Source organism: Neoroseomonas lacus (genome assembly GCF_014644535.1).
GTDB classification, from domain to species: Bacteria; Pseudomonadota; Alphaproteobacteria; order Acetobacterales; family Acetobacteraceae; genus Neoroseomonas; species Neoroseomonas lacus.
Window position 1 is genome coordinate 92,115 of the sequence record NZ_BMKW01000011.1, and the last position, 18,082, is coordinate 110,196.

The following is an 18,082-nucleotide window of genomic DNA, read 5'->3' on the forward strand; positions in this document are numbered from 1 at the left end:
GTCAGGCCCGCGCCGGCAGCACCGCAGCGGATTGCCCCAGCGCGGCGAGCGCGGTCGCGACGATCTGCGGCGCGTTCAGCCCGGCCTCGTCATACTGCTTGCGCGGCGCGTCATGGTCGATGAAGCGGTCGGGCAGGCACATCGGGCGGATCTTGAGGCCGCGATCGAGCAGGCCGCGCATCGCGAGATGATGCATCACCAGCCCGCCGAAGCCGAGGATCGAGCCTTCCTCGATGGTGATCAGCACCTCGTGCTCGCGGGCGAGACGCTCAACCAGCGCGGTGTCAAGCGGCTTGGCGAAGCGTGCATCGGCAACGGTGCAGGAAAGGCCATGGGTGGCAAGTTCATCGGCCGCCTTCAGGCATTCCGGCAGCCGTGCACCATAGGACAGGATGGCGATCGAGGTGCCCTCGCGCAGCATGCGGCCGCGGCCGATCTCGAGCACCGAACCGCGCGCCGGCAGGTCGAGGCCGAGGCCCTCGCCACGCGGATAGCGGAAGCCACAGGGCCGGTCGTCGATCGAGGCCGCGGTGGCGACCATGTGCATCAGCTCGACCTCGTCGGCGGCGGCCATCAGCACGAAGCCAGGCAGGCAGCCGAGATAGGCGATGTCGAAGATGCCGGCATGCGTCGCGCCATCGGCGCCGACCAGCCCGGCTCGGTCCATGGCGAAGCGCACCGGCAGCGACTGCAGCGCGACGTCGTGCATCACCTGGTCGTAGGCGCGCTGGAGGAAGGTGGAATAGATCGCGCAGAACGGCCTCATCCCTTCCGTCGCCATGCCGGCGGCGAAGGTGACGGCGTGCTGTTCGGCGATGCCAACATCGAAGCAGCGCTTCGGGAACCTCTTCGCGAAGGCATCCATGCCGGTGCCGGAAGGCATGGCGGCGTTGATCGCGACGATGCGGTCATCCGCCTCGGCCTCAGTGATCAGGGCGTTGGCGAAGACCTTGGTGTAGGAGGGCGGGCCGGGCGGCGCCTTGGCCTGTTCGCCGGTGATGACGTTGAATTTCTGCACGCCGTGATACTTGTCCGCCGCCGCTTCGGCCGGCGCGTAGCCCTTGCCCTTCTGCGTCACGACATGCAGCAGGATCGGCCCGGCATGGTCGGTGTCGCGCAGGTTGCGCAGGATCGGCAGCAGGTGGTCGAGATTGTGCCCGTCCACCGGGCCGACATAGTAGAAGCCCAGTTCCTCGAACAGCGTGCCGCCGGTGAACCAGCCGCGGGCGTATTCGTCGGCGCGGCGCGCGGCGCGTTCGAGCGGCCCGGGGAAGCGCTTGGCCAGTCGCGCCATCATGTCGCGCACCGACAGGAAGGGGCGCGAGGAGATCAGCCGCGACAGATAGGCCGACATCGCGCCGACCGGCGGGGCGATCGACATGTCGTTGTCGTTGAGGATGACGATCAGGTTCGCCTTCGACGCGCCGGCATTGTTCATGGCTTCATAGGCCATGCCCGCGCTCATTGCGCCGTCGCCGATGATGGCGATGACGTGGCGGTCGTCGCCCTTGAGGTCGCGCGCCACCGCCATGCCGAGGCCGGCGGAAATGCTCGTGCTGGAATGCGCCGCGCCGAAGGGGTCGTATTCGGATTCCGAACGCTTGGTGAAGCCCGACAGCCCGCCGCCCTGGCGCAGGGTGCGGATGCGGTCGCGCCGCCCGGTCAGGATCTTATGCGGATAGGCCTGGTGGCCGACATCCCAGATCAGCCGGTCATTCGGCGTGTCGAACACCGCATGGACGGCGAGCGTCAGCTCCACAACGCCGAGCGAGGCACCCAGATGCCCGCCGGTGACGGAGACGGCGTCGATCGTCTCGGCGCGCAATTCATCGGCCAGCGACTTAAGCTGCTCGGTCGAGAAATTGCGCAGGTCGGCCGGGACGGTCACGCGGTCGAGCAGGGGGGTGACAGGGCGGGTCATCAATTCCTCCGCGCGATCGCGTAGGCCGCGAGCGCCCGCAACAGATCGGCACGATCGCCCAGCACGTCCAGATGCGCCGCCGCCTGGGCGGCCAGTCGCTGCGATTGCGAACGGGCGCGCGGCAGGCCGAGCAGGCCGACCAGTGTCGCCTTGCCGGCCGCCTCGTCCTTGCCGGTGCGCTTGCCGGCCTCCTCGGGGGAGGAGGTGGCGTCGAGCAGGTCGTCGGCGATCTGGAAGGCGGCACCAAGGTCGCGGCCATAGGCGGCCAGCGCATGGCGCATCTGCAGCGGCGCCTTGCCGAGGATGGCGCCGGCCTCGGCGGCGAATTCGATCAGCTTGCCGGTCTTGAGCATCTGCAGGCGGCCGATCTGGGCTTCCTCCATCGGGCCGCCGGCGGCTTCGGCCAGCATGTCCATCATCTGGCCGCCGCACATGCCGCGCGGGCCGGCGGCGCGGGCGAGGTTGCGGCACAATTCGATGCGCACCGCCGGGTCGGCATGGGTGTCGGGTTCGGACAGCACGTAGAAGGCATTGGCCTGCAACGCATCGCCGGCGAGCACCGCGGTCGCTTCGTCGAAGGCCTTGTGGACGGTGGGCTTGCCGCGGCGCAAATCGTCATCGTCCATGCAGGGCAGGTCGTCATGCACCAGCGAGTAGGCGTGCAGCATCTCGATCGCCGCCGCCGTGCGCAGGGCGGTGTCGCGGCCGACGCTGAATTGCCGGGCGCATTCCAGCACCAGGAAGCCGCGCAGCCGCTTGCCGCCACCCATCGAAGCATAACGCATGGCATCGAACAGCCGCGCTTCGGGACCTTCCGAGGGCGGGATCAGCATGTCGAGCGCGAGGTCGATATCGGCGGCAGCCTCGGCCATCGCGACGCGCAGCGCTTCGTCCGCGGCCGGGAGCGTGTCCATGTTATTCGACATCCCTGAGCGTCAGCCCGGCGGGGCCTTCGACAATGGCCTGCACCTTCTGCTCGGCCTCGGCGAGCTTGCGTTCGCAATGCGCCCGCAATGCGGCGCCACGCTGATAGGCGGCGACCGAGGCCTCCAGCGCCCCCTGTCCGCTCTCCAGCGCCTTGACGATACCTTCGAGCTCGGACAGCGCCTGCTCGAAGGTGAGGGTTTCGATATCGGCGGGCATCTCGCCCGCCTCGGTCCGTTTACTGGCCATGCCCGGTCATTGTACCGCCAAAGGGAGGCGCGGGCTATTCCGGCTCGATGCCAGCCTGGCGGATGGCGTTGGTCCATTTCACCGTCTCGGCGCGGACGAAGGCGGCGGCCTCGGCCGGGGTCGAGGAACGGATGTTCATCCCGAAGGTGCCCAGGCGCGCGCGGACTTCCTCGGTGGCCAGGGAGGCGACGGCGGCGGCGTTCAGCTTCGCAACGCGGTCCGCCGGGGTGCCGGCCGGGGCGAACAGGGTGAACCAGGCGATCACCTCGTAATCCGGCAGGCTGGCGGCCTCGCGCACCGTGGGCACGTCCGGCACGGCGGCGGAACGCTCGGCCGAGGTGACGGCAAGGATGCGCAGCGTGCCCGCCTGGGCCTGCGGCAGGATGACGGCCTGGTCGGCGATGAACAGGTCCACCCGGCCCGACAGCACGTCCTGCACCGCGAGCGGCGAGGAGCGGTAGGGCACGTAGAGCATCTTCACATTGGCCTGTGCCGCCAGGGATTCCGTGGCGACGCGCTGCGAGGAGGAGGCCGAGGCAAAGGTGATCGCCTCCGGCCGGGCGCGTGCGGCGGTGATCAGCTCGGCCAGCGTCCGGTACGGGCTGTCGGCCTTCACGGCGACCAGCAGCGGCACGGTGGCGATGGTGGAGACGGGGATGAAGCCGTTCTCCATGTCGAAGGGGACGCGCTTGAACAGGGCGTTGGCGGCGGCGTTGGTGGAGTTGGTGCCGATCAGGACGGTGTTGCCGTCGGCGGGCGCGCGGGCGACGGCCTCGGCGCCGATCAGGCCGTTGGCGCCGGCGCGGTTTTCCACCACGACGGGCTGGCCGAGGGTCGGGCGCATGCCGTCGGCCACCACGCGGGCGACGGTGTCGGTGGCGGAGCCGGGGGCGAAGGGGACGATGGCGCGGATGGGCTGGTCGGGCCAGGCGGCCTGGGCGACGGCGAGGCGCGGCAGCAGGGTTGCCGCCGGCAGGGCGGCGAGCAGGGCGCGGCGGTTCATCGAGAATTCTCCTCCCCGGATAAGCACGGGAGGGGATAGGGCGCGGCTGGCCGCGCGGCAAGCCGAGGTGGCCGGTCAGCCGTGCTCGAAGACTATGGCGACGCCGTTCCAGCCCGCGATCGGATCCTCGACCAGGACGGAGGCGGTGGGAGTGGGAAGGCCGGTCAAATCAGAGCGATTGATGCGCACAGTGATCTGCTTCGTCAGGTGGTCCACCGCGACCCTCGCCTTCTCCTTGAGCGGGTGCCAGTCGGCGCCGGTCCAGATGAAGGCTGCCCCTTTCTGGTGGACGAGCATGGATTTGTCGTCCGGCGACCTGACCTTGATTTGGCCGAGTGCGATGACGTGCGACATGTTCGTTCTCCATTCGGAACAAACATCGGCAATCTTGTACGGTATCACAACGAAAATCGGTTTGGCTGCCGCTACGCCCGCATCAACGCCCTAACATGCGCTGCCGTCGACCGCCCCAGCGCCTCCAGGTCATACCCGCCTTCCAGCATCGACACGACCCGCCCCTCGCAGCAGCGATCCGCCAGCGCGCAAAGCGCTTCCGTCAGATACGCGAAGTCCACCTCGCGCACCCTCAGCTGCGCCAGCGGGTCCGCCGCATGCGCGTCGAAGCCGGCCGAGATCACCAGCAGGTCGGGCGCGAAGGCCTCGACCGCCGGGATGATGTGGTCGACCCAGGCGGCACGGAACGCCTCGCCATCCGCACCCGGCGGCAGCGGCACGTTGAGGATGTTGCCGACGCCATGCTCCGCCGCGTCCCCGGTGCCCGGATAGAGCGGCCATTGATGCGACGACCCGTAGAAGATCGACCCGTCCGCCTCGAAACAGGCCTGCGTCCCATTGCCGTGATGGACATCGAAATCGACGATGGCGACGCGCCTGGCGCCATGCACCGCCTGCGCGTGGCGGGCGGCGATCGCGGCGTTCGCGAACAGGCAGAACCCCATCGGCCGCGCCGGTTCACAGTGATGCCCCGGCGGGCGCGTGGCGCAGAAGGCGCGGCGAAATTCGCCCTTCATCACCGCATCCACCGCGGCGATGCTCGCACCCGCGGCGCGCAGGGCGGCCTCGGCGCTGCCCCAGGACATGACAGTGTCGCCATCGAGGGCAACCGTCTCATCCGGTTCCGGCCGGATCGCCAGGATCGCCGAGACGTAGTTCTCCGGATGCACTCGCGTCAGTTGCTCGACGGTGGCGAGCGGCGCCTGGTCGCGGATCAGGTCGACGAATTCCCCGGCATCGAGCGCCTTCAGCACCGACCGCAGCCGGTCCGGGCATTCCGGGTGGTGCGGCCCCGGGTCGTGGTGCAGGCAGGCACGATGGGTCAGCAGCAGCACGCTCACGCGGGCGGGTCTTCCCGCTTGCGGATGACGAAGCGGTAGGCGCCCGCCTGTTCCCCGAACGAGACGAGCTGGTGACCGGTTTCCTTGCAGAAGGCGCGGAAGTCGGCGACCGAGGCCGGGTCGGTGGCGAGCACTGTCAGCCGCGCCCCGGCCGGCAGGCCGCGCAGCGTCTTGTTGGCCTTGAGCACCGGCAGGGGGCATGTCAGCCCCTTCACGTCGAGCAGCGTTTCACCCATCGGGGGATTGCACCACCCGCCGCCTCGCGGGGCAAGCGTGGTGAACGGGGTTCCGCGCCGCGCGGGCCGCGGTGCACAGTGGCGATGGAGGTGCCCCCATGACGCTCGATTCGACGGGAACGCTCGCGCTGGCCGCGGCGATCCTTCTGGCGGGGCGTTTCCTCAATGCCGGCATCGCACTGCTGGCGCGCTACAACATTCCGCAGCCGATCTCGGGCGGCCTGGCCTTCGCGCTGGTCGCGGCTGGGCTGCATGCTTGGTCGGGGCTGATGATCGAGACCTCCGCCGTGCTGCGCGGGCCCTTGCTGCTGGCCTTCTTCGCCTCGGTCGGCCTGTCGGCTGATCTCGGCCGGCTGCGCCGCGGCGGGCCGAAGCTGATGCTGTTCCTCGCCTGCGTCGTGCCCTTCCTGATGGCGCAGAACGCGCTCGGCACCTTCATGGCGATCCTGCTCGACCAGCACCCGCTGATCGGGCTGATCGGCGGCTCGGTCACGCTGGTCGGCGGGCATGGCACCGGGGCGGCCTATGCGCGGATTTTCGAGGAGACGCACAGCCTGGCCGGGGTGATGGGCTTGGCCATGGCCTCGGCGACCATCGGGCTTGTGCTGGGTGGCGTGGTCGGCGGGCCGGTCGCGCAATACCTGCTGCGCGGGCGGGCGCCGATCGAAGCCGGCGCGGTGGCGGCGGCCGACGAAGCGGTCGAGCCCGCCACCACCGAGGGGGCGATCGTGACCACCTGCCTCGTGCTGTTCTGCCTGCTGCTCGGGGGCTGGATGGCCTGGCTGACCCAGGGTGCGCCGATCGCCCTGCCGGATTTCCTGTGGTGCCTGTTCGCCGGCGTGGTCGTGCGCAACCTGATCGCGCCGCTGATCCGGCTGCCGGTGTCGGATGCCTCGGTGGATTTGGTGGGCAGCACGGCGCTGGCGCTGTTCCTGGCGATGACCATGGCGACGATCCGGTTGTGGGAACTCGCCGCCCTGGCCGGGCCGCTGATGATGATCGTCGCCTCCCAGGCGGTTTTCGCGGTGATCTATGCTGTGCTGGTGGTCTATCGCATGATGGGCCGGGATTATGAGGCGGCGGTGGCGACCGCCGGCTTCCTCGGCTTCTCGATGGGGGCGACGGCGACGGCCATCGCCAATATGCAGGCGGTGGCCGGGCGTTATGGGCCGGCGCCGGTTGCCTTCCTGGTGGTGCCGCTGACCGGGGCCTTCTTCATCGACCTCGCCAATGCGCTGGTGCTGACCGGCGGATTGTCGCTTCCGATCTACGGGGAGTAGGGGCCATGCTGCGTCGCCTCCTTCTGTTCGTCGTGCTGCTGGTCGCCCCGCCGGCCCTGGCCATGCCCGACACCGAAGCGCTACGCGCCATGGTGGCCGCCCGCATCGTCGAGGCGGCCGGGCCGGGGCTGCTCGAGATCGAGAGTTTCCGTCGCATGGGCCAGGCGCCCGACCCGGCGGGCGGGGCGCGCATCGCCTATTTCGCCGCGCGGCTGCGGCTGACGCGCGACCATGAATTCGGCGCCTGGGACGGGCGCAACCTGCAGGCCCTGGCCGCCGCGCTGGGGGCGGCGCCGCGCGCCATCCTCGGGGCCAATCGCGACGGCAATCGGGCCGGCGACGTAATTCGCGTCAATGGCGCGCTGCGCCTGCGCGAGGAGGCGGGGCGCTGGGTGCCGCTGGCCTCCGCCGCCTGGGACGATACGCCGCCAGCCAATTTCGACGGGCCAGGCGCGCAGGCCGAGCGGCTGCTCGCCGCCATCGGCACCGCGTTGACCGCCGGCGGGCGCGCGGCGGGGGCCGAGATGACGCCGGTAATCGAACAGGAACTCGCCCAGGCCTGGCGCAACATCGAGGCACGGCAGGCACGGCTGCGCCATGGCGTGCCAATCGCGGGCGGCGCCGCCGGGTCAGAATATGCGCGCCTCGCCGAGGCGATGACCCGGATGCCGCCAGGGCCCGGCCTGGGCCGCACCGTCGCGCTGGCCTCGGCCGGCAGTGTCGAGAATCTGCGCCTGATCGCCAACCGTACCGCGCTCGCCGGCATCGCGCAGGCCGATGTCGCGCTGGCGGCGCTGCAGGGCGGGACGCCGGCCTGGGACCTGCCGGCGATACCCGACCTGCGCGCCATCGCAGCGCTGTTTCCCGAAGCGGTGCATGTCGCCGTGCCGGTGGCATCGGGCATTCGCCGCATGGCCGAACTCGCCGGGCGGCCGGTCGGTGTGGGCGTGTCGGGCTCGGGGGCGCGGGTGACGGCCGAAGAGGTGCTGCTCGCCCATGGCCTCGATGCCACGACGACGCCGCGCGTGGCGCTGGCGCCGGAGGCGGTGGCGGCGGCCTTCGCCGACGGGCGCATTGCCGCGGCGATCGCGGTCAGCCTGGCGCCGGCCCAGGCGGAGTTGCGGCTGGCCGATGCGCTGCCGCTGCGCTTCCTCCCCCTGGAGGAGGCCGCCATGGCCAGTTTGGTCGATGCGCAGGGGCCGTTGATCCGCTTCGCCATCCCGGCCGGCACCTACCCCAACCAGGACCTGGCGGTGCCGACGCTCGCCACCCAGGCCGTGCTGGTCGCGGCTGACACGTTGACGCAGGCCGAGGTCACCACCTTGTTGATAACGTTGCTGGACGGGCAGGGGCTGGTCGCCGCGGGCGGTCCGGCGGCGATGATGATCCGGCGGGAGACGGCGGGCGGGCCGCTGCCGCTACCGTTCCACCCGGCGGCGATCGCGTTTTTCGACCAAGGCAGGAGATAGGGTATTGCGGTTTGGCATCGACCTCGGCGGCACCAAGATCGAAATTGTGGCACTGGACCGGGAGGGGGCGGTGCGCTTGCGCAAGCGCGTCGCCACGCCGTCCGGCTATGCCGCGACGGTCGAGACGATCGCCGCGCTGGTGCGCGATGCGGAGCACGAGACGGGCGGGCGCGGGACGGTCGGCGTCGGCATTCCCGGCAGCCTCAGCCCGGCCACCGGCCTGATGCGCAATGCCAATTCCCAGGCGCTGAACGGGAAGCCGCTGGACCGCGACCTCGGCGCCGCGATCGGCCGGGCGGTGCGCATCACCAACGACGCCAATTGCCTGGCGATGAGCGAGGCGGCGGATGGCGCCGGGGCGGGGTATCGCACCGTCTTCGCCGTCATCATCGGCACCGGTTGCGGCGGTGGCATCGTCTCTTCCGGCCGGCTGCTGGACGGGCCGAACGGTACTGCGGGGGAATGGGGTCACACGCCGCTGCCATGGATGCGGGCGGAGGAATTCCCCGGGCCGCGCTGCTGGTGCGGGCGAGACGGCTGCCTGGAGACCTTCCTGTCCGGCCCGGGCCTCGCCGCCGATTGCGACGGGCCGGGGGCACGCGATGCCGGGTCGATCCCGGCTCGCGCGGCGGCCGGGGAGGCCAAGGCGGCGGCGGCGCTGGCGCGGCACACGGACCGGCTGGCGCGCGCGCTCGGGCAGATCGCCAATATCCTCGACCCGGATGTGGTCGTGCTCGGCGGTGGCTTGTCGAATATGCAGCATCTGTACGTCGATGTGCCGCCGCTGATGGCGCGACACGTACTGGGCGACGTGGCGCGCACGCCGATCGTGCAGGCGAGGCACGGGGATTCGTCGGGCGTGTTCGGGGCGGCGCGGTTGTGGGATACGCCGTGAGGCGCGGCGGTGGCACGGAGAGGGGCGCCGCCCCTCTCCGGACCTCACCCCGCCAAAGGCCGGGAGGCCTTTGGAAACCGATACCTGGGGCGGGGCCAGGCCGTCATGCCGGCCCGCGCAAGACGCTCCGGGCGCTGGAGCGGGTCTCGGCACGTGGCCTTGCCGTGGGGCACGGCGCCAACAGATGGCAATCCAAAGGGCACTGCCCTTTGGTGGGGTGGTTTGGAGGGGCAACGCCCCTCCACGGCGGCGACCCGCCAGGATGACGCCGGGCTTGACCTATGGCGGCCTCGCCTTCCTGGCCGGCGCGGTGCTGGGGCCGCTGCGCGAACTGATCCTTGCCCCACGGATCGGTGGATTGCCGGCGGCGCTTGCCGAAGCCGCCGCCATGGCCGCCTTGCTGTGGCTCGCCGCGCGGCATGTCATGGCGCGGCTGGTGCCGCCGATCCCGAAGCGGGTTCGAGCGACGGTGGCCGGGGTCGCCCTGCTGGTGGTGATCGCCCTGGATGTCCTGCTGCGCCTGGCCTTGCAGGCGAGCGGCCTCGCCGAGGGCCGCGCGCCGCGCAGCCCGGCGGAGCAGGCCGTCATGCTGCCGCTGCTCGCCTGGCTCGTCGTCTTGCCCTTCATCATGGGCCGCTGCCATGCCGACGCTGTGTCGTGACTGCCTGCACCGCGTCGAGCCCGCCGTCACGCGGTGCGTCGCCTGCGGGTCGCGCCGCGTCGTCTCGCACCCCGAACTGTTCCGGCTGACCGTCGCGCATGTCGATTGCGACGCCTTCTATGCCAGCGTCGAGAAACGCGACCGGCCGGAACTGCTGAGCCGCCCGGTGATCGTGGGTGGTGGCAAGCGCGGCGTGGTCTCGGCCTGTTGCTACATCGCGCGGACGCGTGGCGTGCGCAGCGCGATGCCGATGTTCAAGGCGCTCGCGGCCTGCCCGGATGCCGTGGTGATCAAGCCTGAGATGGCGAAATACGTCCATGAAGGCCGCCGCATCCGCACCATGATGGAGGCGCTGACGCCGCTGGTGCAGCCGATGTCGATCGACGAGGCGGTGCTCGACCTGGCGGGGACCGAGGCGCTGCACGGCGCGCCGCCGGCGGTGGTGCTGGCGCGCTTCGCCCTGGCGGTGGAACGCGAGGTCGGCGTTACCGTCTCGATCGGCCTGGCGGCGAACCGGCTGATGGCGAAGCTCGCCGCCGAACGCGACAAGCCGCGCGGCTTCGCGGTGATCGGCGCCGATGAGGCCGCCGGATGGTTGGCGCCGCAGCCCGTCTCGCTGCTGCCCGGCGTCGGGCCGGCGATGGCCAAGCGGCTGCAGGCGGCGGGGTTCTCGACACTGGGGCAACTCGGCGCGCTGGAGCCGCGTGAGGCGATGCGCCGGTTCGGTGATGAAGGGCCGGCGCTCGCCGCCCGCGCGCGGGGCGAGGATGCGCGGCGGGTGAACCCCGACCGCGAGACGAAATCCATCAGCGCCGAAACCACCTTCGAGACCGACATCGCCGCGCGGGAGGCGCTCGAAGCCCCGTTGTGGCGGTTGTGCGAGAAACTGGCGCGGCGGCTGACGGAGAAGGGCTTCGCCGCCGGTGGCGTCACGCTGAAACTGAAGACGGCCGCCTTCGCCACCCGCACGCGCGCGGCGCGCCTGCCGCAGCCGACGCGGCTGCCGGATGTGCTTTTCGCCGCCGTGCGGCCGCTGCTGGCGAAGGAGGCGGACGGCACGGCCTTCCGGCTGATCGGGATTGGCGCGCAGCCGCTGGCGGCGGCGGCGGACGCCGATCTCGGTGACCTCGCCGATCCGGAGGCGCCGAAGCGCGCGGCGCGCTGGGCGGCGGTGGAGACGCTGCGGGCGAAGTTCGGCGACGGCGCGGTGATGCGCGGGCGCGGGCTGCGGAAGTGAGGCTGCGCCATAGGCGCGAAGATTGGAGGGGCCTTGCCCCTCCAAACCACCCCACCAAAGGCCCGAGGCCTTTGGAAACCGATACGTGGCGCAGGGCATGAAAGGCAGGACGGGTACCCGAATGAACGCTCGTGCCCAGCGCAGCTTTCGCAAGTGTTCCCTCCCTCATGCCCGGCACCAGGTATTGGTGTCCAGAGGCCCTTAGGCCTTTGGTGGGGGTGGTCCGGAGGGGGCAAAGCCCTCTCCGGTTTCCAACGCCGATTAACGCCCCGCCAAGCTCTCCTGGCGCAACTATCGCCGCATGCCGCCAGACCTAGCCGCCGCTGCCGCCGTCATCGACGCTCTGCCATACGAGACCATCCATGGCTCCGTCGCCGGGCTTGGCGGGCTCGGCGTCACGCTGGAGGGTTTCGGCCCCTTGGCGGCGATCGGCGACAGGGTACGGCTGGAAGCACCCAACGGCATCTCGATTCTGGCCGAGATCGCCGCCTTCCGCGACGGGCGCGCCGAGGCCATCGCCATGGGCCCGCTGGCTGGCCTGTCGGATGGGGTGCGCGCGGTACTGGCGCCGCGCCCAGCGCTGGCGGTCTCCGAGGCCTGGCTCGGCCGTGTGCTCGACCCGATGGGGCAGCCGATGGATGGCCTGCCTGCCCCCGTGCCCGGGGCGCGCCCGCGCGTGACCCATGCGCCCGCCCCTCCGGCGGGGCAGCGGGCGCGGCTTGGCCCGCGCATGGCGCTGGGGGTCCGGGCGCTCGACCTGTTCACGCCGGTACGGCAGGGGCAGCGGCTGGGGCTGTTCGCCGCCTCGGGCGTCGGCAAATCGACGCTGATGGCGATGCTGGCTGGCGGTGTGGAGGCGGAGGTCATCGTCTTCGCTCTGGTCGGCGAGCGCGGGCGGGAATTGCGCGAATTCATCGAGGACGACCTCGGCCCCGAGCGGCTGGCCAGGTCCGTGGTGGTCTGCGCGACCTCCGACACCGCGGCGCCGGTGCGGCGCGAGGCCGCCTATGCCGCCATGACCGTCGCCGAGCATTTCCGCGACCAGGGCCGCCAGGTGCTGCTGCTGATGGACAGCGTGACGCGCTTCGCCCTGGCGCTGCGCGAGATCGGGCTGGCAGTACGGGAGCCACCGGCGACGCGCGGCTTCCCGCCCTCGGTCTTCACCGAATTGCCGCGGCTGCTGGAACGCGCCGGGCCGGGGCCGGATGGCTGCGGCGGCGCGATCACTGCCCTGTTCACCGTGCTGGTCGAAGGCGACGACCATGACGAGCCGATCGCCGATGCAGTGCGCGGCATCCTCGATGGTCATGTCGTGCTCGACCGCCGCATCGCCGAGGCGGGCCGCTATCCGCCCATCGATGTGTTGCGGTCGCTGTCGCGCACGGCGCCGGCGGTGCTTGACCCGCATGAGCGGCCGTTGGTGGCCGAGGCGCGGCGGGTTCTCTCAACCTTTGGCGAGGTGAGGGATCTGGTGCGGCTGGGGGCCTATCGCAGCGGGAGCGACCCGGTTTCGGATGATGCGGTGCGGCTGGCCCCGGCAATCGAGGCGGTGCTGGCGCAGGGCAAGTCCGAGCCGAGCGATCCGGACCAGGCCTTCGGTGCCTTGGCCGTGGCGCTGGGCGGGTAGCGTGACAACCGGCCGGCCTGTCGCGGCCTTCAATCCACCCGGATATTGCCGACGCGGATCACCTCCCGCCACCGGGTCAACTCGTCGCGGATCAGGGTGGTGTAGCCTTCGGCGCCCATCGTGCCGGGGCGTACGCCGATGCTGGCGAAGCGCTGCTGAACCGCGTCGCTGGTCAGCGCCGCGCCGATCTCCGCCTCCCAGCGTGCGGCGATCTCGGACGGGATTCCGGCCGGGGTGGAGAAGCCGAACCAATTGGTCGAGGTGACGGTGGCGAGGCCCGCCTCGGCGAAGGTCGGCACGTCGGGCAGGGCGGGCGAACGCTCCGCCTCGCTGGTCGCGATCGGCCGCATGCGGCCGCCACGGATGTTGCCGATGGCGGTCGGCAGGCTTTCCATCAGCGCGGGGATCTGCCCGCCCATCAGGTCGGTCATCGCCGGGGCCGAACCGCGATAGGGCACATGCGTCAGCTCGACGCCGGCCGTGCGCGCAAGCAATTGCCCGATCAGATGGTTCATCGTGCCATTGCCGCCGGAGCCGTAGGTGATCTCGCCCGGCCGCGACCGCGCCAGCGCCAGCAGTTCCGCGACGTTGGCGACGGCGACATTCGGCCCGACGATCAGCACGGAGGGAAAGGTGCCGACCAGGTGGATATGGGTAAAATCCGCCAGCGGGTCGTAGGGCACATTGGCGTAGAGCACGGGCCCGATGCCATGCGAGGCCGCCGAGGACATCATCACGATATGCGTGTCGCCGCGCGCCTTGGCGACCAGGTCCGCGCCGAGCATGCCGCCGGCGCCGGGACGGTTCTCGATGACGATGGGTTGGCCGAGCTTGTTGCCGAAATGCTCGCCCAGCGTGCGGGAGAGAATGTCCGCCGCGCCACCGGGCGGGAAGTTCACGATCCAGCGGATCGGCCGCGCCGGCCAGGCCTGCGCGGCGGCGATGCGAGGTGCGGCGAGCAGCGGCGCGGCGAGCAGCGTTCGGCGAGCGATGGTGATGGACATGGTTTCCTCCGGCAGGGGCAGGGTATGGCACGGACAATGCAAGCCCCACGCCATCGACGCGCCGCGGCCGGCGTGGTTCGATCCGCCCGAATGCCTGCCGGAGCCTGCCGATGGATTTCGACCTGTTGCTGCGCCATGTCCGCCCGCCCGAGGCGAAGCCCGGCGCGCCGCCCGTGGATATCGGCGTCACCGGCGGCCGCATCGCCGCCATCGCGCCGGCGCTGCCCGGCACGGCGCGCGAGGAAGTGGATGGCGGTGGGCGCCTCGTGTGTTCCGGCTTCGTCGAGACGCATATCCATCTCGACAAATCCTGCATCCTGGCGCGCTGCGCCTGCGAGGCGCAGCGGCATCCGCATGGCGCGATGGAGCGCGTCTCCGCAGTGAAGCATACCTTCACGGTGGAGGACGTGACCGAACGCGCGTCACGCACCATCGAGAACTGCATCTTGCATGGCGCGACGCGCATGCGCACGCATGTCGAGGTGGACCCGAAGGTCGGGCTGCGCGGGCTCGAAGGCGTGAAGGCACTGATCGAGAAATACCGCTGGGCGATCGACCTCGAGATTTGCGTCATGCCGCAGGAGGGCCTGACCAACAATCCGGGCACCGACGAGTTGATGGTCGCGGCGCTGCGGAACGGCGCGACGGTGGTGGGTGCGGCACCGAACTACGACAGCGATCGGGCCGCGCAGATCCGCCGCGTCTTCGAGATGGCGCGCGACTTCGACATCGACATCGACATGCATCTGGACAGCGGCATCGCGGCGGACGATCTCGACACGCTGCTGGTCTGCGACCTCACCGAGCAATACGGCTGGGGTGGACGTGTCGCCGTCGGCCATGTCACGAAGCTTGCGGCGGCACCTTGGGCGCGGTTGGACGCGGTGGCGAAGCGCATGGCCGGTGCCGGCGTCGCGCTGACGGTGCTGACGGCGACGGACCTGTATCTCGGCGGCCGCCACACCGACCACAACGTGCCGCGCAACGTGGTCGATGCGAACCGACTGGCCGAACAGGGCGTGCTGTGCTCGGTGGCATCGAACAACATCCTGAACCCCTTCACGCCCTTCGGTGACGGGCAGTTGCTGCGCCAGGCGAACTTGCAGGCGATCGTCACGCATCGCGGTTCGGACGCCGAGGTGCGCGCGGTGTGGAACATGACCACGCGGGATGCGGCGAGGCTGCTGCGCCAGGACGACTACGGCATCGAAGTCGGCAACCCTGGAGACCTGGTGGTGCTGGATGCGGAGACCCCCGAGATGGCGCTGCGCACGGTCGCGCCGGTGCTGGCGGCGTTCAAGCGCGGCCGGCGCACGATGACGCGCGACAAGGCGCGGCTGCATCGGCCGTAGCACGGATGGACAACGTCATCGGACCAGGGCTTGTAGGCAGGTGATGCTGACATCCGTCCATCTCGTCCTGGTCGTTGCCTTCGCGGTGGCCCATGGGCTCGTCATCCTGCGCGCCCTGCTGGTGGACGGAAGGGACCCCATGTCGCGCGCGGCCTGGGTGCTCGCCCTGCTGCTGCTGCCGGGCGTGGGGGTGGGGCTGTACCTGCTGGTGGGCGAGCCGCACCTGGCGCGACGGCTGCGCCATCGTTCGGTCGTCGTCCTCGATCTTCTCGCGGGACGGGTACAGGCCACCAGCCAGGCGTCGGCGGCGGCGCGGGACGCCGTGCCGGAACGCTTCCGCCCGGCCTTCCGCCTGTGCGAGGCGCTGGCGCGCTGCCCGACGGTTGGCGGCAATGCCGCGCGTCTCGCCACCGATTCCGATGCGGCCATCACGGCGATGGTGGCGGCGATCGATGCCGCGACATCGACGGTCCATATCTCCTTCTATATCTGGCTCGCCGACAACAATGGGCTGAAAGTCGTCGAGGCCCTGCGGCGGGCGGCGCAGCGCGGTGTCATATGCCGCGTCATCGCCGATGGCATCGGGTCGCGGCCGCTGGTGCGGTCACGCCACTGGCGCGACATGGGCGAGGCCGGCGTGCGGCTGCAGAGCGCCTTGCCCGTGGCGCGTGGCGCGCTGATGTTCCTCGGCAGCCGCGTCGATCTGCGCAATCACCGCAAGATCGTCGTCATCGACAACCGAATCACCTTCTGCGGCAGCCAGAACTGCGCCGATCCGGCCTTTCGCATCAAGGCGCGCTTCGCGCCCTGGGTGGATATCATGCTGTGCTTCGAGGGGCCGGTCGTGCTGCAGAACCAACTGCTTTTCGCCAGCGACTGGATGGCGGAATCCGGCGAGGACCTGACCGAGGTGCTTGCCGTGCCGCCGGGTCCCGCGAGGCCGGGCGGGTTTCCCGCCATCGCCTTCGGCACCGGCCCCAGCTCGCCGCGCGGTGCTATGTCGGATGTGTTCGTCGCCCTGCTCGGCGGCGCGGAGCGGGAGGTGGTGATCTCCACGCCCTACTTCGTGCCGGATGCGCCGTTGCTCGCCGCATTGGTTTCCTGCGGCCGGCGCGGTGTCGAGACCACGCTGATCCTGCCGGCGCGAAACGATTCCTGGGCGGTCGGCGCCATCAGCAAGGCGTATTACCCTGAACTGCTGGCCGCCGGCATCCGCGTGTTCGAATTCCATGGCGGGTTGCTGCACGCGAAAACGCTGGTGGCGGACCGTTGCGTCGGCCTGGTCGGTTCGGCGAACATGGATCGCCGCAGCATGGACCTGAATTTCGAGAACAATATCCTGCTCTGCTCCGAGGCGACGGCGCGCGAGATCCGCGCGCGGCAGGATGCCTATCTGGCCGACGCCACCGAGATCTTGCCGGAGACGCTGCGGCGGCGCTCCATCCCGCGCCGCCTGTGGGAGAATACGCTGACGATGTTCAGCCCGGTGCTGTGACGTGCCTCAATCCGCAGCCTGGGCGCGCCGCGCGGCGGTGTAGCGGTTCTCCGGCACGCGCAGGCCGAGATTCTCCCGCAGCGTCCTGCCTTCATACGCCGTGCGGAAAATGCCGCGCCGCTGCAATTCGGGGATGACCAGGGTCGAGAAATCCTCGAAGGGCTTCGGGTAGTAGTTGCAGATGACGTTGAAGCCGTCGGCGGCATCCTTCTCCAGCCATTCCTGCAGCTCGTCGGCGATGTATTCGGGCGTGCCGACCAGCACGCGATGGCCCTGCGCGGCGGAGACCGAGCGCGCGACCTGAAGCAGCGTCATGTTGTTCTTCTTCGCCATGTCCATGATCAGCTTCTGGCGCGACTTGGCGGAATTCGCCTCCGGCAGGTCGGGCATCGGCCCATGCAGCGGGTAGGAGAAAATGTCGATGCCGCGGGTGAAGCGTGCCAGCGCGGCCAGCGCCACATCGTCGGGTAGCAGCGCCTGGAGCTGGTCGTATTTCTCCTGCGCTTCCTCCATGGTGCGGCCGATCACCGGGGTGATGCCGGGCATGATCTTGATGTCGTCCAGCGTACGCCCGTATTTCGCCGTGCGGCCTTTCACATCGGCGAAGAACTCCCGCGCGGCTTCCAGCTCCGTCTGCGCGGTGAACACCACATCCGCGGTGCGCGCGGCGAGTTCCCGCCCGGGTTCCGACGAACCCGCCTGCGCCACTACCGGCCGGCCCTGCGGCGTACGCGAGACATTCAGCGGGCCGCGCACATGGAAGTGCTTTCCGTGGTGGTCGAGGAAATGCATCTTGTCCACGTCGAACCAGACGCCGCTGTCCTTGTCGCGCAGGAAGGCGTCGGCCTCCCAGGAATCCCAGAGCCCGGCAACGACTTCGTAGAATTCGATGGCGCGCTCGTAGCGCGCGGCGTGGTCGACATGGGTGTCGAGGTTGAAGTTGGCGGCTTCGTCCTCGATCTGCGACGTCACCAGGTTCCAGCCGCAACGGCCATTGCTGATGTGGTCGATGGTCGAGAAGCGGCGGGCGATGTTGTAGGGCTCGTTGAAGGTCGTCGTCGCCGTCGCCACCAGGCCGATATGCGAGGTGCCGACGGCCATGGCGGCGAGACACGCGGTTGGCTCCAGCTTGACGATGCGCGACAGCCGGGTGCGCGTCATGTCGCCGGCCTTGAGCGCATCGCTGCCCGCCACCGCCACCGTGTCCTGGAAGAAGATGGTGTCGTACAGGTGCTTCTCGGCCATCTGTGCGAGGCGCATGTACCAGCCGAAATCCATGTCGGTCTCGGCCACCGCATCGGGGTGGCGCCAGCCGGCCAGGTGGTTGCCGGGCACCGACAGGAAGGCACCGAGCTTGAGCTGCTTCTTGGTCAC

The 18,082-nt window shown here is 70.2% G+C and carries 17 protein-coding genes; 8 read left to right on the top strand and 9 right to left on the bottom strand.

Annotated features, from left to right (window positions below):
• Position 1 precedes the first annotated feature (1 nt).
• The 7 genes from dxs to IEY36_RS21275 form a co-directional block, all read right to left on the bottom strand.
• A complete protein-coding gene (gene dxs / locus IEY36_RS21245) occupies positions 2-1,921 on the bottom strand; it encodes a 1-deoxy-D-xylulose-5-phosphate synthase (protein WP_188970588.1) in 1,920 nt (639 codons plus the stop codon).
• Positions 1,921-2,835, bottom strand: coding sequence for a polyprenyl synthetase family protein (locus tag IEY36_RS21250; RefSeq protein WP_229681475.1), 915 nt, complete (start codon positions 2,833-2,835; stop codon positions 1,921-1,923). Before IEY36_RS21250 ends, dxs begins: the two co-directional genes overlap by 1 nt.
• A gap of 1 nt (position 2,836) precedes the next feature.
• Positions 2,837-3,064, bottom strand: a complete 228-nt coding sequence (locus IEY36_RS21255; protein WP_188970880.1) for an exodeoxyribonuclease VII small subunit — start codon at positions 3,062-3,064, stop codon at positions 2,837-2,839.
• 64 nt (positions 3,065-3,128) lie between these two features.
• Complete coding sequence (locus tag IEY36_RS21260; RefSeq protein ID WP_188970590.1) at positions 3,129-4,097, bottom strand: Bug family tripartite tricarboxylate transporter substrate binding protein; 969 nt, start codon at positions 4,095-4,097, stop codon at positions 3,129-3,131.
• A gap of 75 nt (positions 4,098-4,172) precedes the next feature.
• Positions 4,173-4,451: a hypothetical protein gene (locus tag IEY36_RS21265; protein ID WP_188970592.1), complete on the bottom strand. Its 279-nt coding sequence runs from the start codon at positions 4,449-4,451 to the stop codon at positions 4,173-4,175.
• A gap of 71 nt (positions 4,452-4,522) precedes the next feature.
• The gene (locus tag IEY36_RS21270) at positions 4,523-5,452 is read right to left on the bottom strand and encodes a histone deacetylase family protein (protein ID WP_188970594.1); all 930 of its coding nucleotides are present in this window, start codon (positions 5,450-5,452) and stop codon (positions 4,523-4,525) included.
• Positions 5,449-5,688 (bottom strand): sulfurtransferase TusA family protein, encoded by a 240-nt coding sequence (locus tag IEY36_RS21275; protein WP_188970596.1) that lies wholly within the window; start codon positions 5,686-5,688, stop codon positions 5,449-5,451. The genes IEY36_RS21270 and IEY36_RS21275 overlap by 4 nt, the downstream gene beginning before the upstream one ends.
• Positions 5,689-5,786: 98 nt before the next feature.
• Between IEY36_RS21275 and gltS the strand changes: the two genes are divergently transcribed.
• From gltS to IEY36_RS21305, 6 genes are all read left to right on the top strand, one after another.
• Complete coding sequence (gltS, locus tag IEY36_RS21280) at positions 5,787-6,968, top strand: sodium/glutamate symporter (RefSeq protein WP_188970598.1); 1,182 nt, start codon at positions 5,787-5,789, stop codon at positions 6,966-6,968.
• Between the two features lie 5 nt (positions 6,969-6,973).
• The gene (locus IEY36_RS21285) at positions 6,974-8,437 is read left to right on the top strand and encodes a TAXI family TRAP transporter solute-binding subunit (protein ID WP_188970600.1); all 1,464 of its coding nucleotides are present in this window, start codon (positions 6,974-6,976) and stop codon (positions 8,435-8,437) included.
• A gap of 4 nt (positions 8,438-8,441) precedes the next feature.
• The gene (locus IEY36_RS21290) at positions 8,442-9,332 is read left to right on the top strand and encodes an ROK family protein (protein WP_188970602.1); all 891 of its coding nucleotides are present in this window, start codon (positions 8,442-8,444) and stop codon (positions 9,330-9,332) included.
• Positions 9,333-9,594: 262 nt separating this feature from the next.
• Entirely contained in the window at positions 9,595-9,993 is a 399-nt protein-coding gene (locus tag IEY36_RS21295; protein ID WP_188970604.1) for a hypothetical protein, read from the top strand.
• The gene (locus tag IEY36_RS21300; RefSeq protein WP_188970607.1) at positions 9,974-11,230 is read left to right on the top strand and encodes a DNA polymerase IV; all 1,257 of its coding nucleotides are present in this window, start codon (positions 9,974-9,976) and stop codon (positions 11,228-11,230) included. The genes IEY36_RS21295 and IEY36_RS21300 overlap by 20 nt, the downstream gene beginning before the upstream one ends.
• A 301-nt stretch (positions 11,231-11,531) precedes the next feature.
• Entirely contained in the window at positions 11,532-12,857 is a 1,326-nt protein-coding gene (locus tag IEY36_RS21305) for a FliI/YscN family ATPase (protein ID WP_188970609.1), read from the top strand.
• A 29-nt stretch (positions 12,858-12,886) separates the two neighbouring features.
• Here IEY36_RS21305 and IEY36_RS21310 read toward each other — a convergent pair whose 3' ends face one another.
• Positions 12,887-13,861 carry a Bug family tripartite tricarboxylate transporter substrate binding protein gene (locus IEY36_RS21310; protein WP_188970611.1) on the bottom strand — a complete coding sequence of 325 codons (975 nt, stop codon included), beginning with the start codon at positions 13,859-13,861 and terminating at the stop codon, positions 12,887-12,889.
• Positions 13,862-13,971: 110 nt separating this feature from the next.
• Between IEY36_RS21310 and IEY36_RS21315 the strand changes: the two genes are divergently transcribed.
• Entirely contained in the window at positions 13,972-15,213 is a 1,242-nt protein-coding gene (locus IEY36_RS21315) for an amidohydrolase family protein (RefSeq protein WP_188970613.1), read from the top strand.
• A 43-nt stretch (positions 15,214-15,256) separates the two neighbouring features.
• Positions 15,257-16,708: a cardiolipin synthase gene (gene cls, locus IEY36_RS21320; protein WP_188970615.1), complete on the top strand. Its 1,452-nt coding sequence runs from the start codon at positions 15,257-15,259 to the stop codon at positions 16,706-16,708.
• Positions 16,709-16,714: 6 nt separating this feature from the next.
• Here cls and IEY36_RS21325 read toward each other — a convergent pair whose 3' ends face one another.
• The gene (locus tag IEY36_RS21325) at positions 16,715-18,082 is read right to left on the bottom strand and encodes an LLM class flavin-dependent oxidoreductase (RefSeq protein WP_188970617.1); all 1,368 of its coding nucleotides are present in this window, start codon (positions 18,080-18,082) and stop codon (positions 16,715-16,717) included.